This window comes from Streptomyces sp. CWNU-52B (assembly GCF_047444975.1).
In the GTDB taxonomy this organism is placed as follows: Bacteria; Actinomycetota; Actinomycetes; order Streptomycetales; family Streptomycetaceae; genus Streptomyces.
This window is the reverse complement of record NZ_JBLFJV010000019.1, coordinates 12,158-26,688: the sequence shown is the minus strand read 5'-3', so window position 1 is coordinate 26,688 and position 14,531 is coordinate 12,158. Positions and strand designations below refer to the sequence as shown.

Below are 14,531 nucleotides of genomic sequence, written 5' to 3'. Positions count from 1 at the left end.
TCAGATGTGGTGGGGCGGCTTCTCGTCGAGGAAGCGGGCCAGGTCATCGGCGCTGTCGCCGGTCGGCCGCTCGCCCCAGCCACGGTCCGTGTCGTCCTGGGACGGCCGGCTCAGCGGATCGTCGAAGACCAGCGCGGCCTGGGCCTGCGCTTTCGGGTCACGCGGTGCGGGGGTGGGCGCTTCACTCATGCCTCCAGAGTACGCGCGAGGGCACCTGGGGCGCCGGGCCGACGAGTGAGGGCCTCGCCCGCGGGCCCGCTACTTCTCCCCGTACAGCTCCCGGTGCGCGCGCCACACCCCGCCCGGCCCCTCCACCGACTCGGCGGCCCGCACCGCCCGTACGATCGCGCGCGTCACCAGGTCCGCGCCCGCCGCGAGGATCTCGTTCAGGGCGAGGGGGTCCTGTGCCGCGAGGGGCCGCGCGCCCGTGGCGAGTGCGAACACGGTGTCTCCGTCGTTGAGCAGATGCGCCGGCCGGACCGCCCGCGCGATGCCGTCGTGAGCCGTCCCGGCGAGCTTCTGGGCCTGTGCCTTCGACAGGTCGGCGTCGGTGGCGACGACCGCCAGCGTGGTGTTGAGCGGTGGAACGGTGTTCCTGGCCGCGGCCTCGGCCAGCCGCGTCCGCGCCGCCTCGTGCACCTCCGGAGCCGGACACTCCGTCCGCCCCTGGACCAACTCCCCGTACAGCGCCCCCGTCTCGGGCTCCAGCACCGACCCCGCCGCGTTGGCCACGACGAGCACCGCCACCGTGACACCCGACCCGAGCACGACACTCGCCGTCCCGATCCCGCCCTTCATCATTCCGACGGTCGCCCCGGTCCCGGCGCCCACACACCCCTCCGGCACGGGCCCGCCGTACTCGCTCGCCGCGGCGGCCTCCACCGCCTCGCGGCCCGTCTCCGCGTCCGGCCTGGCCCGGAAGTCGCCGCCCCGGCCCAGGTCGAAGACACAGGCCGCCGGCACGACCGGCACGACATGGCGCGGATCGGGCCCGACCCGTACGCCACGGCCCCGCTCCTCGAGCCAGGCCATCACGCCGGTCGCCGCGTCCAGCCCGTACGCGCTGCCGCCGGTCAGCACGATCGCCTCGACCTTCCGCACCACATTGCGAGGATCGAGCGCGTCGGTCTCCTTGGTGCCGGGGCCTCCCCCGCGCACGTCCACGGCCGCGACGGCGCCGCCCTCCGGCGCCAGAACGACCGTCGTGCCGGTGAGCCACCCGTCGCCGGTCCGAGTGGCGTGTCCCACCCGCAGTCCGGTCACATCGGTCAGTGCGTCAGCTGTCATGGGTCCAGTGTCGGCCCCCGCCCCACCCGGACCCGGGACGCCCGGCCAAGAGCTCCGGATTGTCCCGACTCTGTCACGTGATGGTGTTCCGGGGCGGCTCGGGGAACCCCGACCGCCCGTGTGCCACTCCTTGTTCATGGTTCCGCCTCCACCCGACGGAGCGGACATCCCCAACCACCTGAACCTGGAGCAGCCCGTGACAACGCCCGACGCAACAGCGAGGCGCACGCTGGTGGCCTGTGCCGCCCTGATGGTCGGCGCCCTGACCCTCACCGCGTGCGGCGGGGACGCCAACGCCGACAACAAGCCCGGCGGGTCCAAGGCTTCGGGGGCCGAGATCCTGATCTCCGCGAAGGACGGTTCGGCGGGGGCCTCGATCAACTCGACCGGCGTCAAGGTCAGCGAAGGCAAGCTGACCGAGGTGAAGATGACGGCATCCTCGACCGGGACGGCCGTACCGGGGTCGATCGCGGCGGACGGGAAGAGCTGGAAGCCCAAGGAGCAGCTGGAGCGGGGGACGAAGTACCGGATATCGGCCCGCGCCCAGGTCGGGGAGGGAAAGCTGGCGGCGGCCGACTCCACCTTCACCACCGTGTCCACGGACAACAGCTTCATCGGGACCTACACACCCGACGGCGGCGCGAAGGTCGGGGTCGGGATGCCCGTGTCCTTCACCTTCGACAAGGCGATCAGCAACAAGAAGGACGTCCAGTCGCACATCGAGGTCACGTCCAGCAGCGGGCAGAAGGTGGTCGGGCACTGGTTCGGCGCGCAGCGGCTGGACTTCCGGCCCGAGGAGTACTGGAAGGCCGGTTCCAAGGTCACGACGAAGGTCGACCTGGACGGGGTCGAGGGCGCGAACGGCGTCTACGGAGTGCAGGACAAGACGGTCACCTTCACGGTCGGGCGTTCCCAGGTGTCCACGGTCGACGCCGCCACGCAGACCATGACGGTCGTGCGGGACGGGCAGACCCTCAAGACGGTCCCGATCTCGGCGGGCAGCCCCGACAACAGCACGTACAACGGCCAGATGGTGATCGCCGAGAAGTTCCGGCAGACGCGGATGGACGGGTCGACGGTCGGCTACGGCGGCGAGTACGACATCGCGGACGTGCCGCACGCGATGCGGCTGACGGCCTCGGGGACCTTCATCCACGGCAACTACTGGTACGACAAGGGCAATCCGCCCTTCGGCAGGTCGGGAACCAGCCACGGCTGCGTCGGGCTCGCTGACGCGCAGGGCGCCGCGAGCGACACGAACGGCAAGTGGTTCTTCGACAACTCGCTCGTCGGGGACGTCGTGACGGTCAAGAACTCCCCCGACAAGACGGTCTCGCCGGACAACGGGCTCAACGGCTGGAACATGGCATGGAGTGCCTGGACCGCCGGAAGCGCCCTCTGACCTAAGACTTTTGAGGTTTTGCCCGGGTCGCGCGGGAACTCCCCGTGCGGCCCCGGCGTTTTCCCTGCGTACGTTTTCTCGGTTCCCGGACATGATGTCCGACCGAGGGGCTACGGTATGCACCCACAAGGTGACATGCAGCAACGCCGGGAGAAGCCTTGAGCGTTCCGTACGAGACGGCAGCGTACGAGCCACCCGAGTCGCCCGAGTCTCCGGAGGAGCATCTCGCGCGACTCCTCGGTCGCGCCCTGAACTCCTTCGAGCTGACGGACGACACGATACGGCGGCTCGACCGGGCTCTGGCCCACGACAGTTCACTGCATTCCGCGCATCACAGCGCGGGACTGCACCGTGAGACCTACCGCCACACCTGGCTGCTCGCCGACGGGAGCGCGCTCACGCTCTGGGAGCTGGTCCACAACACCGCGCCCGGCCGCGACACACAGCACGAGGTCTACGAGGACGAGGAAGAGGTGCGTACGGCGACCGTGCGCCTGCCGCTGCCCTCGGACACCCTCGACTTCGAACTGCCCGTCCTGGTGCGGCTGGCCCCCGTTCCCGAACCGCTGCACACGTACGTCCTGGACGACTCGGCGGACCACGGCCGGCGGCTGCTGCGACGCGCCGAGAACACGGACCGGCCGGGCGAGGCCACGGCCGAGTTGTTACGGATGGCGTTCGCGCACCAGATCACCCAGGCCTTCGGGCGGCTCGGCCGGACCGGCCGCAAGGGGGTGTCCTTCTCGCTGTACGAGCACGCGTTCCTGCTGCAGGACGGCCGCGAGCTGTCCCTGTGGGAGGTCGAGCACACGGCCACACCCGACGGGCGGCACAGGTGCGAGGTCTATCCGTCGGAGACGGACGCCCGGGACGCCATGGAGCGCCTGGCAGCCAACCTGAACTGACAGAGGCGCAGAAGGACAGGGGCCGGCGGGGACAGGCAGAGGCGCACAGAGACAGATTCCGCGCGGACATGGCTGTGGCCCGGGATCCGGTCCCGGGCCACAGCCGTGTCCGTCCGCCCTGTCGGCGACGCGGCTCGCTCAGCGGAGGGGCTACACGGCGACCGGCTGTTCCGCCGCCCGCGTCCCCGTCGCGGCCTCCGCGGTCTTCCCCGCGCTGTCGCCGTCCGGAGTCTGCTTGCGCATGCTCTTCAGGACGATGACCAGACCGGCCGTGACCGCCGTGCCGACCAGGATGGCGAGCAGGTAGAGGAAGGGCCTGCCGATCAGGAAGGTGACCCAGACGCCGCCGTGCGGGGCGCGCAGGGTCGAGCCGAAGGCCATGGTCAGCGCGCCGGTGACCGCGCCGCCCGCCATCGAGGCCGGGATGACCCGCAGCGGGTCGGCGGCCGCGAACGGAATGGCTCCCTCGGAGATGAAGGACGCGCCGAGCACCCAGGCGGCCTTGCCGTTCTCCTGCTCGGCCGGGGTGAAGAGCCTCCTGCGGAGGGTGGTCGCCAGCGCCATGCCGAGCGGCGGGACCATGCCCGCGGCCATCACGGTCGCCATGATCTTCATCGCGGAGTCGCCCGGGTCCTGCACCGCGATACCGGCCGTGGCGAAGGCGTACGCGACCTTGTTGACCGGACCGCCCAGGTCGAAGCACATCATCAGGCCGAGCAGCACGCCGAGCAGGACCGCGTTCGTGCCGGAGAGGCCGCCGAGCCAGTCCGTCATCGCGTCCTGGGCCTCGGCGATGGGCTTGCCGATCACGATCAGCATCAGGAAGCCGACGACGATCGACGAGATCAGCGGGATCACCACCACCGGCATGATGCCGCGCAGCACCGGCGGGATCCTGACCCGCTGAATGGCGAGAACCACCCCGCCGGCCAGCAGACCTGCCACCAGACCGCCGAGGAAACCGGCGTTGATGTTGAACGAGATCATGCCGCCGACGAAGCCCGGCACCAGACCCGGCCGGTCGGCCATCCCGTACGCGATGTATCCGGCGAGGACGGGGATCAGGAAGCCGAAGGCGACGCCGCCGATCTGGAACAGCAGCGCGCCCCAGCTGTCGATCTGGCCCCAGTCGAACACCTCGGTGACCGGCTTGGCGTCGCTGACCTTGTAGCCGCCGATCGCGAAGCCCAGCGCGATCAGCAGGCCGCCCGCGGCCACGAAGGGGACCATGTAACTCACGCCGGTCATCAGCCACTTGCGGAGCTTCGTGCCGTAGCCGTCGTCGGGGTCGCCCGCCCGGTCCACCGGGGTTCCGCCGGACCGGGCGGCCGAGGTGACCTCGCCGCGCCGGGCCTTGCCGCGTACCTCGGCGATCAGTTCGGCGGGCTTGCTGATGCCCGCCTTCACTCCGACGTCCACGGTGGGCTTTCCGGCGAACCGGTCCTTCTCCCGTACGGGCACGTCGTGCGCGAAGATCACACCGTCCGCCGCCGCGATGACGGCGGGGTCGAGGCGGGTGAAGCCGGCCGATCCCTGTGGCTCGACGGCGATCTCGACGTCACCGGCCTCCTGGCCCGCCCGCTCCAGCGACTCGGCCGCCATGTAGGTGTGCGCGATGCCGGTGGGGCAGGAGGTGACGGCGACGATCCGGAACGGCCGGTCCTCGTCCGCCGCGACGACGGCTGCCGAGGTCGCTGCGGCCGTCGCCGTGGGCTCGGTCCCCGTCGAAGTCCCCGCACCAGGAGCAGGGGCGGAAGCAGGAGCAGGGGCGTCGTCCCCTCGGATGAGCGCCGCCGCGGCAGCCGCGTCGTCCACCGACCGCAGCGCGGCGGTGAACTCGGCGTTCATCAACTGGCGGGCCAGCGACGACAGGATCGTGAGGTGGGCGTCGTCCGCGCCGGCCGGGGCGGCGATCAGGAAGACCAGGTCCGCGGGGCCGTCCGGCGCGCCGAAGTCGATCCCGGCCGCGCTGCGCCCGAAGGCCAGGGTCGGCTCGGTGACATGCGCGCTGCGGCAGTGCGGGATGCCGATGCCGCCGTCGAGGCCGGTCGGCATCTGGGCCTCGCGGGCGGCCACGTCGGCGAGGAAGCCGTCCAGGTCGGTCACCCGCCCCAGAGACACCATGCGCTCGGCGAGGGCGCGCGCCGCCGCTTCCTTCGTATCGGCGGACAGGTCGAGATCGACCAGGTCCGCGGTGATCATCTCGCTCATCGCGGGCTCCTTCGCACGCGTATCGCCCGGGGAGAGGTGTGGGCGAGGGTGGGAACTGAGGTGGGGACGGGGGTGGCTTCGGGGACGGCATCGGGGGCGGGGGTGGCTGAAGTGGCTGAAGTGATGGTCATGACGCGGGCTCCGTCAGTACGCGGTCCAGCGGGATCTCCGCCGTGACCGTCACCGCGGACGGGTCGAGGTCCGCCGGGCTCGGCATCACGCTGCCCGGCAGCTGGACGGCCGCGGCTCCGTGGGCCACGGCGGAGGCGAGCGCGTCGGGCCCGCTGCCGCCGGCGACGAGGAATCCGGCGAGGGAGGAGTCCCCCGCGCCCACATTGCTGCGTACGGCGTCGACGCGGGCGCTCGCGAACCACACCCCCTCCTCGCCGACGAGCAGTTGTCCGTCCGCGCCGAGCGAGGCCAGCACCGTCCGGGCGCCCGACTGCCGCAACTCCTCGGCCGCTTTGACCGCGTCGCCCACGGTGGTGAGCGGGCGGCCGACCGCCTCGGAGAGTTCCTCGATGTTCGGCTTCACGACGTCGGGCCGTTCGCGGAGGGCCGCGAGCAGGGCCGGTCCCGAGGTGTCCAGCGCGATGCGGACGCCCGCCCGGTGGGCTCGGGCGACCAACTCCGCGTACCAGGAGGGGGCGAGGCCGCGGGGCAGGCTGCCGCAGCAGGCGATCCAGTCGGCGTCGCGGGACTGCTCGCGTACGGCCTCCAGGAGTGCTTCCTGTTCGGCGGGGGTGAGTTCGGGCCCGGGTGCGTTGATCTTCGTGAGGACGCCGTCCGCCTCGGCGAGCGCGATGTTCGAGCGGGTCGCCCCGGCGACCGGGACCGGTGCGACCTCGATGCCCTGCTCGTCGAGCAGGGCGGCGACGAGCGCGCCCGGGGCGCCGCCGAGGGGCAGGACGGCGACGGTGCGCCGGCCCGCCGCGGCGACGGCCCGCGAGACGTTGACGCCCTTGCCGCCCGGGTCCATGCGCTCGCCGGTGGCCCGGACGACCTCGCCGCGGTCGAGCGAGGGGACCTCGTACGTACGGTCCAGGGACGGGTTGGGGGTGACGGTGAGGATCATGCCGTACTCGTCTCTAGACACAGAGCACCTCCGTGCCGCCGCGCTCGATGGCGGTGACGGCCTCGGGGCTCAGCCCGCTGTCGGTGATCAGCAGGTCGACCTCGCCGAGGCCGCCGAAGCGCGCGAAGTGTTCCTGGCCGTGCTTGGCCGAGTCGGCGAGCAGCACCACGCGGCGCGCCGCGGCGACGGCGGCGCGCTTCACGGCGGCCTCGGCGAGGTCGGGGGTGGTCAGGCCGTGCTCGGCGGAGAAGCCGTTGGCGGCGAGGAAGACCACGTCCGCGCGGATCTCCCCGTACGCCCGCAGCGCCCAGGCGTCGACCGCCGCGCGGGTACGGTGCCGGACGCGGCCGCCGATGAGGTGGAGCTGCATACCGGGGTGGTCGGCGAGGCGGGCCGCGATGGGCAGGCTGTGGGTCACGACGGTGAGCGTCGCCTCCAGCGGGAGGATGCCCGCCAGGCGGGCGACGGTCGTGCCCGCGTCGAGGATCATCGTGCCGTCGTCGGGCAGTTCGGTGAGGGCCGCCTTGGCGATGCGGTCCTTCTCGTCCGCGGCGGTGCTCTCGCGCTCGGCGAGGTCGGGCTCGAAGTCGAGCCGCCCGGCCGGCAGGGCGCCACCGTGGACCCGGCGCAGCAGGCCCGCCCGGTCGAGGGCCTTCAGGTCCCGGCGGATGGTCTCGGCCGTGACCTGGAACTCCTCCGCCAGTGACACCACGTCCACCCGTCCACCGTCACGCGCGAGCCGGAGGATCTCCTGCTGCCGCTCAGGTGCGTACATGTCCGTTTGCCTCCGCCTTGTACCCGAACCTGTGGTTTCCCCCGGAGGCTACGCCCGGATTTCGGGAAAGTAAACAGGCTCGGACATTCATGCGGGCATGAACGGACATCGCTCGCTCGATCAGCCGACGAGTTCCGACGCCTTGGCGGGACCAGCCTCGACGGCGTCCGTGGTGTCCGCGGAGTCCGTGGTGTCCGCCGGGCCCGCCGGGTCGGCGGCGCCCGTTCCCTCCGCTCCCTCCACGTGCTGCGCCGGGTGCTTCGGCAGGGCGAACATCAGCAGGAAGATGGCCGCCATCACCACGGCGACCCAGACCATCGCCCGCTGGAAGGCGTCCACGAACGCGGGGCCCACCTCGAACGACGACAGGTGGTCGGACATTCCGCCGAAGAAGATCACGGAGACCAGCCCGAGGCCGAGCGCGTTGCCCATCTGCTGGACCGTGTTGATCAGGCCGGACGCCGAACCGGAGTGTTCGCGCGGGACCCCGGAGAGGATCGCGTCCGTCAGCGGGGCGACGATCAGGCCCATGCCCACGCCCATGACGACCAGCGGAAGGGCCATCTGCCAGGGGGCGACGGACATGCCGTACCGGTCGGACTCCCAGATGTAGAGCACGACGCCGGCGGCCATGGTGAGCGCGCCCGCCTGGAGCACCTTCCGGCCGAACCGCGGCACCAGCTTCTGCACCGACAGCCCTGCCGCCAGCGACACCGCGATCGAGAACGGCACGCCCGTCAGACCCGCCCGCAGCGGGCTCCAGCCCAGGCCGGTCTGCATGTAGAGCGTCCAGACCAGGAAGAAGATGCCCAGGCCGAGACCGAAGACGGTCTGTACGGCGATGCCCGCGGCGAAGCTCTTCACCTTGAACAGCGACAGCTCGACGAGGGGAGACCCGTCCCGCGCCGCCTTCCTCTTCTCGTACGCCACCAGCGCGCCGAAGACGACCAGGGCGCCGCCCATCGAGACGTACCCCCACGTCGGCCAGCCCAGCTCGCGGCCGCGGATGAGCGGGTAGAGCAGCATCAGCAGACCGAGGGTGACCAGCGCGACGCCGACGAGGTCGAGCTTCAGGGCGTGCGGGGCCTTGGACTCGGAGATGAACCTCCGGCCCAGGACCAGGCCCGCGATGCCGACCGGCAGGTTGATGAGGAAGATCGGCCGCCATTCCAGGCCGAACAGGTTCCACTCGGTGAGCAGCGCGCCGAGGAGCGGGCCCGAGACCGCGCCGAGCCCCACGATCGCGCCGAACAGCCCGAAGACCTTGCCGCGCTCGTGGGCCGGGAACGTGGCGTGCACGATCGACAGGACCTGCGGCACCATCAGCGCGGCCATGGCGCCCTGGAGGATCCGGGAGGCGACGAGCATGTCCGGGTTCACCGCGAAGCCGCAGAGCGCGGACGCGAGGGTGAAGCCGCCGATGCCGATGAGGAAGAGCCGCTTGCGGCCGTGGATGTCTCCGAGCCGTCCGCCGGTGATCAGACCGGCCGCGAAGGCGAGCGCGTACCCCGCGGTGATCCACTGGATCTGGCCGAAGGTCGCACCCGCATCCCGCTGGATCGAGGGGATCGCGATGTTGACGATCGTGACGTCGACGAGGTCCATGAAGGCCGCGGTCATGACGATGGCGAGGGCGTACCAGCGTCGGCGGTCCGCCTCCGGCCGGGGTGACGTGAGGGTGCTGCTTGCTGAGGTCATGGCTGAACGGTAGGGACGATATAGGCCAGGTCCTGTCCTAGTGGTGCGGCATCCTGGGGGTCGTCGCGTCGGAAAGCTGCGGCGTACCGGAGGGAGAACTCCATGAGTACCGACACCCCTGCCCGGCTCCTTCAGTTGCTGTCCCTGCTCCAGACGCCGCGGGAGTGGCCGGGCGGGGAGCTCTCCGAACGGCTCGGGGTCTCCCGGCGGACCGTGCGGCGGGATGTCGACCGGCTGCGGGAGCTGGGCTATCCGGTGCGGGCGAGCAAGGGCGCGGACGGCGGCTACCGGCTGGTCGCAGGCAAGGCCATGCCGCCCCTGGTCCTCGACGACGAGGAGGCGGTGGCGATCGCGGTCGGGCTGCGGGCCGGTGCGGGGCACGCCGTCGAGGGGGTCGACGAGGCCTCGGTGCGGGCCCTGGCCAAGCTCGAACAGGTCCTGCCGAGCCGGCTGCGCCACCGGGTCGCCACCCTGCAGGCCGCCACCACCGCCCTGACGACGGGTGACGGCGCCAGTATCGCGCCCGAGACGCTGACCGTGATGGCCTCGACGATCGCGGGGCGGGAGCGGCTGCGGTTCGCGTACCGCGCGAAGGACGGGGCGGAGAGCCGTCGGCAGACCGAGCCGTACCGGCTCGTGTCGACCGGCCGTCGCTGGTATCTCGTCGCGTACGACCTCGGCCGCGAGGACTGGCGTACGTTCCGGGTCGACCGGGTGGCGGACCCCTTCGCCACCGGGGCCCGCTTCACACCGCGCGAGCTGCCCACGGGGGACGCGGCCGAGTATCTGCGGCAGTCGATGTACCGGCGGCAGGAGACGTACGAGTTCGACGTGACGTTCGCCGCCCCCGCGGAGCACGTCGCGGCGCTGGTGCCCGCGTGGCTGGGGGAACCCGAGGCGATCGACGACCGGCGGTGCCGGCTGCGTGGCTCGGCCGGGGACGCGGTGGAGTGGCTGGCGGTGCGGCTCGCGATGCTGGGCGTGGAGTTCACCGTGCACGAGCCGGCGGAACTCGTGGATCGTGTACGGGATCTGGGCGGTCGGCTGAGCCGGGCCGCCGGGAGCCAGGTCCTGCCTGGGCCGAAGGACGGGGCCGGCTGACCGGGCCGGGTGACGGGGCTGCGGCCGGGGCGGCGGCGGGGTCGGGCCCCGTCGGGAGGGCGCCGGAGCGTGCCTCGGCGGGATGTGCTCGCGTGACACAATGTCGCCCCTGGGTCACCCCGGGGTTCAGGTTCGGGGTGGCCCAGTCATCGTGCCCGGCGCGCTCGCGCGGCCCCACCGAACGACCCCGGAAATGGAGTCGAGCTCCGGCGCCAGGGGGGGGAGGCGCCGGAGCTCGACTCTGGAAGAGTCCCTGGCACCGGGGGAAGTGCGTCGGGACTCGGCATTTGGGGGCCCTGGAGTTTTGTGCCCCAGGACCGCTGTGTTGAAGCGGCGGTAAACGGACTTCTGTACGAGCCGGTCGGAGGCCTTGACCAGCCATGCCGTGCGGCGTGGCCGACGCGGCCCCGACCTGAGTGGCCCGCGGTAAGCTCGCGTGCCCCCGGATCAGGAACCCAATCCTCTCTGTGGGAACGAGTTTTTCCTTCCTCGCTTCCACGGGCGCCGCCGGAGCTCTCGGAGCCGAGTATGCCCGCCCGGGAGGTCCGCGCCGCGAAGAACGGATTACGCCGCGGCGTCGAACCCCGTGGACCGGGCCAGCTTCTTCAGCTCCATCAGCGCGTGCTTCTCGATCTGGCGGATGCGCTCGCGGGTGAGGCCGTGCTCCTTGCCGACCTCGGTCAGCGTGCGCTCCCGGCCGTCGTCGATGCCGTACCGCATCTTGATGATCGAGGCGGTGCGCTGGTCGAGGCGGCCGATGAGGTCGTCCAGCTCCTCGCTGCGCAGCAGCGTGAGCACGGACTGCTCGGGCGACACGGCCGAGGTGTCCTCCAGCAGGTCGCCGAACTGGGTGTCACCGTCGTCGTCCACGGCCATGTTCAGCGAGACCGGGTCGCGGGCCCAGTCGAGCACGTCGATCACGCGCTCGGGGTTGGAACCCAGCTCCTTGGCGATCTCCGCGGGCTCCGGGTCGCGGCCGTGCTCGCGGTTGAACTCGCGCTGCACACGGCGGATCCGGCCCAGCTCCTCCACCAGGTGGACGGGGAGCCGGATGGTGCGGGACTGGTCGGCTATGGACCGGGTGATGGCCTGGCGGATCCACCAGGTCGCGTACGTCGAGAACTTGAAGCCCTTGCGGTAGTCGAACTTCTCGACCGCGCGGACCAGGCCGGCGTTCCCCTCCTGGATCAGGTCCAGCAGCGGCAGACCGCTGCGGGGGTAGCGGCGCGCGACCGCGACGACCAGGCGGAGGTTCGACCGGATGAAGACGTCCTTGGCCCGCTCGGCGTCGGCGACCAGCGCTTCGAGCTCCTCGCGGGAGGCCTTCACCTTTGTCTCGGTGGCCTCACCGTCGAGCAGCTGCCGCGCGTAGACGCCGGCCTCGATGGTCTCGGACAGCTCGACCTCCTTGGCGGCGTCGAGCAGCGGTGTGCGCGCTATCTCGTCGAGATACATGCCGACCAGGTCGCGGTCGGCGATCTCGCCGCCTACGACGCGAACACTGCGTGCCGCGTCGGTCTCGCCGGAGGCGGACTTACGACGGGCGACGGCACGGGTTGCCATGCGTGCTCCCTTGCGATGGTGGGCTTGCGGGGCAGGTCCTGATGGTGGTGTCTCGGTGGCGGCTCGGTCACCCTCCCGGGTGCCCTGCCTCCGATGGAAACAACGACTGGAATCCGGACAGAATTCCCAACCCGCCTCTCGATTTTTCTGATCTTGCAGTACCCTGTGCCGCCGTAAAAGGAGGCCGAGTGCCGTCGGAACGCACAGAGGTGCAGGTCAGGCCCGGAGTCGTAGGTGACCTCGACGACCTCACGGACATCTACAACCACTACGTACGCGAGACGCCGATCACCTTCGACACGGCGGCCTTCACGGCGGAGGAGCGCCGCCCTTGGCTGCTCTCCCACCCTGAAGACGGCCCGCACCGGCTGATGGTTGCCGTGGACGCGGACTCACAGCGGATTCTGGGGTACGCCACATCGAGCGCGTTCCGGCCGAAGCCGGCGTACGGGACGTCCGTCGAGGTGACGGTCTACCTCGCCCCGGACGCGGGCGGGCGGGGTGTCGGGACGCTCCTGTACACGGCGCTGTTCGAGGCGCTCGCGGGCGAGGACCTCCACCGGGCGTACGCGGGGATCGCGCAGCCCAACGAGGCGTCGACACGGCTGCACGACCGGTTCGGCTTCCGGTACGTCGGTACGTACCGGGAGGTGGGCCGGAAGTTCGGGCGGTACTGGGACGTGGCCTGGTACGAGAAGGAGCTCTGAGGGAGTACGGGGCCGGGCCGGGACCGGGGCCGGGGAGCTTCCCCGGCCGCCGGGCTCGTCAGCCGAACTGGACCGAGCGCTTGGCCAGGCCCAGCCAGAAGCCGTCGATCACCGAACGCTGGGTCTCCAGGTCGCCGGCGGCGTCGGCCGCGCCCATGGTCACGAACAGCGGGGCGAAGTGCTCCGTGCGCGGGTGGGCCAGGTGCCCGGCCGGGGACTTGTGGAGGAAGTCGAGCAGGCCGTCCACGTCCGCCGAGTCGAGGGCCTGGTGGCCCCACGCGTCGAACTCGGCCGACCAGCCGGGGATGCCGCCCTGCCGCAGGGCCGCCAGATTGTGGGTGAAGAAGCCCGAGCCCACGATGAGTACGCCCTCGTCGCGCAGGGGGGCCAGCTTGCGGCCTATCTCCATGAGGCGGACGGGGTCGAGCGTCGGCATGGAGATCTGCAGGACGGGGATGTCGGCCGCCGGGAACATCTCCACCAGCGGGACGTACGCGCCGTGGTCGAGGCCGCGGTCCGGGATGTCCTGGACCGGCGTGCCGGGGGCGCGCAGCAGCTTGCGGACGGACTCGGCGAGGGCGGGGGCGCCCGGGGCGTCGTACCGCACCTTGTAGTAGTGCTCGGGGAAGCCCCAGAAGTCGTAGACCAGCGGTACGGGGTCGGTCGCGCCGAGGGCCAGCGGGGCCTCCTCCCAGTGCGCGGAGACCATGAGGATCGCCTTGGGGCGCGGGAGGTCGGCGGACCAGGCGGCGAGCTGGCCCGGCCAGAGGGCGTCGTCCGCCAGGGGCGGGGCGCCGTGGGAGAGGTAGAGGGCCGGCATGCGCTCCACGCCGGCACGTTCTTCGGTGGGTGCGGACATGGGTGCGGCTCCTTGATTGCTTGAAGTATCAAGCTTAACGAGTCACAGATTACCGCTTACTTGTTTAAGTTTCAAGGATGACCCTCGTACAGTGGGTGCATGAACACGGCATCCGGTGACCAGCCGCGCTGGCTCAGTGACGAGGAACAGCGCACCTGGCGTGCGTTCATGCACGCGACCACGCTCCTTGAGGATCATCTCGATCGCCAGTTGCAGCGGGACGCGGGTATGCCGCACATCTACTACGGCCTGCTGGTGCAGCTGGTCGAGGCGCCGCGGCGGCGGTTGCGGATGACCGAGCTGGCGATGCGGGCGAAGATCACCCGGTCCCGGCTCTCGCATGCGGTCGCGCGGCTGGAGAAGAACGGGTGGGTTCGACGGGAGGACTGTCCGTCGGACAAGCGGGGGCAGTTCGCCGTCCTGACGGACGACGGGTACGCCGTGCTGGAGCGGGTCGCTCCCGGGCATGTGGCGGCGGTTCGTCAGGCGCTTTTCGACCGGCTCACTCCTGAGCAGCAGGAGGCTCTCGGTGAGGCGATGCGGGTGGTGGCGGAGGGGCTTCAGCCGGAGGGGGCGGGGGCGGATCTGCCCTGGCTGCGGTAGGGCTGGGCGGCGTGTGCGGGTGCCGGGTGCGGGTGTGAGTTCGGGTGCGGGTGGGTGGGGGCTGGTCGCGCAGTTCCCCGCGCCCCTAAGAGATTGCGCCGTTCCCCGCGCCCCTGAAGAACACAAGACTGCGCCGTTCTCCGCGCCCCTGAAGAACACAAGACTGCGCCGTTCTCCGCGCCCCTGAAGAACACGAGACTGCGCCGTTCTTCGCGCCCCTGAAAGCCGCAGCCACGAGCCTGCGCGGTGCCCGTGTGGGTGGTGGATGTGGGTGTGGATCTGCCCCGGCTCCAGTGTCTGGAGTCGGGGCAGATCTTGGGGTCGTACGTACGAAGGCGTCCCCAC

The 14,531-nt window shown here is 71.3% G+C and carries 13 protein-coding genes; 5 read left to right on the top strand and 8 right to left on the bottom strand.

All coding sequences use genetic code 11. The annotated features are described in order from the left end of the window. Together ACLVWQ_RS17970 and ACLVWQ_RS17965 are read right to left on the bottom strand one after the other, a co-directional pair. Positions 1–189, bottom strand: a complete 189-nt coding sequence (locus ACLVWQ_RS17970) for a hypothetical protein (RefSeq protein WP_414109830.1) — start codon at positions 187–189, stop codon at positions 1–3. A gap of 69 nt (positions 190–258) precedes the next feature. Next, positions 259–1,287 (bottom strand): P1 family peptidase, encoded by a 1,029-nt coding sequence (locus ACLVWQ_RS17965; protein ID WP_414109828.1) that lies wholly within the window; start codon positions 1,285–1,287, stop codon positions 259–261. A 196-nt stretch (positions 1,288–1,483) separates the two neighbouring features. On the opposite strand from ACLVWQ_RS17965, the gene ACLVWQ_RS17960 reads away from it, so the two are divergent. Beyond that, positions 1,484–2,689, top strand: coding sequence for an Ig-like domain-containing protein (locus ACLVWQ_RS17960; RefSeq protein ID WP_414109827.1), 1,206 nt, complete (start codon positions 1,484–1,486; stop codon positions 2,687–2,689). Between the two features lie 158 nt (positions 2,690–2,847). Then, positions 2,848–3,594, top strand: a complete 747-nt coding sequence (locus ACLVWQ_RS17955; protein WP_414109825.1) for a DUF6227 family protein — start codon at positions 2,848–2,850, stop codon at positions 3,592–3,594. 150 nt (positions 3,595–3,744) lie between these two features. Here ACLVWQ_RS17955 and ACLVWQ_RS17950 read toward each other — a convergent pair whose 3' ends face one another. The 4 genes from ACLVWQ_RS17950 to ACLVWQ_RS17935 form a co-directional block, all read right to left on the bottom strand. After that, a complete protein-coding gene (locus ACLVWQ_RS17950; protein WP_414109823.1) occupies positions 3,745–5,805 on the bottom strand; it encodes a fructose-specific PTS transporter subunit EIIC in 2,061 nt (686 codons plus the stop codon). 127 nt (positions 5,806–5,932) lie between these two features. Next, positions 5,933–6,880, bottom strand: coding sequence for a 1-phosphofructokinase (gene pfkB / locus ACLVWQ_RS17945; protein WP_414110370.1), 948 nt, complete (start codon positions 6,878–6,880; stop codon positions 5,933–5,935). Positions 6,881–6,893: 13 nt separating this feature from the next. Then, a complete protein-coding gene (locus tag ACLVWQ_RS17940) occupies positions 6,894–7,655 on the bottom strand; it encodes a DeoR/GlpR family DNA-binding transcription regulator (RefSeq protein WP_414109822.1) in 762 nt (253 codons plus the stop codon). A 120-nt stretch (positions 7,656–7,775) separates the two neighbouring features. Next, entirely contained in the window at positions 7,776–9,353 is a 1,578-nt protein-coding gene (locus ACLVWQ_RS17935; RefSeq protein WP_414109821.1) for an MFS transporter, read from the bottom strand. A 102-nt stretch (positions 9,354–9,455) separates the two neighbouring features. On the opposite strand from ACLVWQ_RS17935, the gene ACLVWQ_RS17930 reads away from it, so the two are divergent. Continuing rightward, positions 9,456–10,454, top strand: coding sequence for a helix-turn-helix transcriptional regulator (locus ACLVWQ_RS17930; protein WP_414109820.1), 999 nt, complete (start codon positions 9,456–9,458; stop codon positions 10,452–10,454). 564 nt (positions 10,455–11,018) lie between these two features. Here the strand turns inward: ACLVWQ_RS17930 and ACLVWQ_RS17925 are convergent. Further along, the gene (locus tag ACLVWQ_RS17925) at positions 11,019–12,017 is read right to left on the bottom strand and encodes an RNA polymerase sigma factor RpoD/SigA (RefSeq protein WP_414109819.1); all 999 of its coding nucleotides are present in this window, start codon (positions 12,015–12,017) and stop codon (positions 11,019–11,021) included. A 188-nt stretch (positions 12,018–12,205) separates the two neighbouring features. On the opposite strand from ACLVWQ_RS17925, the gene ACLVWQ_RS17920 reads away from it, so the two are divergent. After that, entirely contained in the window at positions 12,206–12,724 is a 519-nt protein-coding gene (locus tag ACLVWQ_RS17920; protein ID WP_414109818.1) for an N-acetyltransferase family protein, read from the top strand. Between the two features lie 58 nt (positions 12,725–12,782). On the opposite strand, the gene ACLVWQ_RS17915 is transcribed toward ACLVWQ_RS17920, so the two are convergent. Continuing rightward, positions 12,783–13,583 carry a dioxygenase gene (locus tag ACLVWQ_RS17915; protein WP_414109816.1) on the bottom strand — a complete coding sequence of 267 codons (801 nt, stop codon included), beginning with the start codon at positions 13,581–13,583 and terminating at the stop codon, positions 12,783–12,785. Between the two features lie 99 nt (positions 13,584–13,682). On the opposite strand from ACLVWQ_RS17915, the gene ACLVWQ_RS17910 reads away from it, so the two are divergent. Further along, a complete protein-coding gene (locus tag ACLVWQ_RS17910) occupies positions 13,683–14,186 on the top strand; it encodes a MarR family winged helix-turn-helix transcriptional regulator (RefSeq protein WP_414109815.1) in 504 nt (167 codons plus the stop codon). Positions 14,187–14,531 lie beyond the last annotated feature (345 nt).

Excerpts from the sequence above, each read along its gene's own strand:
- ACLVWQ_RS17970 (WP_414109830.1), bottom strand. The coding sequence starts at position 189 with ATGAGTGAAGCGCCCACCCCCGCACCGCGTGACCCGAAAGCGCAGGCC.
- ACLVWQ_RS17965 (WP_414109828.1), bottom strand. The coding sequence starts at position 1,287 with ATGACAGCTGACGCACTGACCGATGTGACCGGACTGCGGGTGGGACAC.
- ACLVWQ_RS17950 (WP_414109823.1), bottom strand. The coding sequence starts at position 5,805 with ATGAGCGAGATGATCACCGCGGACCTGGTCGATCTCGACCTGTCCGCC.
- pfkB (WP_414110370.1), bottom strand. The coding sequence starts at position 6,880 with ATGATCCTCACCGTCACCCCCAACCCGTCCCTGGACCGTACGTACGAG.
- ACLVWQ_RS17940 (WP_414109822.1), bottom strand. The coding sequence starts at position 7,655 with ATGTACGCACCTGAGCGGCAGCAGGAGATCCTCCGGCTCGCGCGTGAC.
- ACLVWQ_RS17935 (WP_414109821.1), bottom strand. The coding sequence starts at position 9,353 with ATGACCTCAGCAAGCAGCACCCTCACGTCACCCCGGCCGGAGGCGGAC.
- ACLVWQ_RS17930 (WP_414109820.1), top strand. The coding sequence starts at position 9,456 with ATGAGTACCGACACCCCTGCCCGGCTCCTTCAGTTGCTGTCCCTGCTC.
- ACLVWQ_RS17925 (WP_414109819.1), bottom strand. The coding sequence starts at position 12,017 with ATGGCAACCCGTGCCGTCGCCCGTCGTAAGTCCGCCTCCGGCGAGACC.
- ACLVWQ_RS17915 (WP_414109816.1), bottom strand. The coding sequence starts at position 13,583 with ATGTCCGCACCCACCGAAGAACGTGCCGGCGTGGAGCGCATGCCGGCC.
- ACLVWQ_RS17910 (WP_414109815.1), top strand. The coding sequence starts at position 13,683 with ATGAACACGGCATCCGGTGACCAGCCGCGCTGGCTCAGTGACGAGGAA.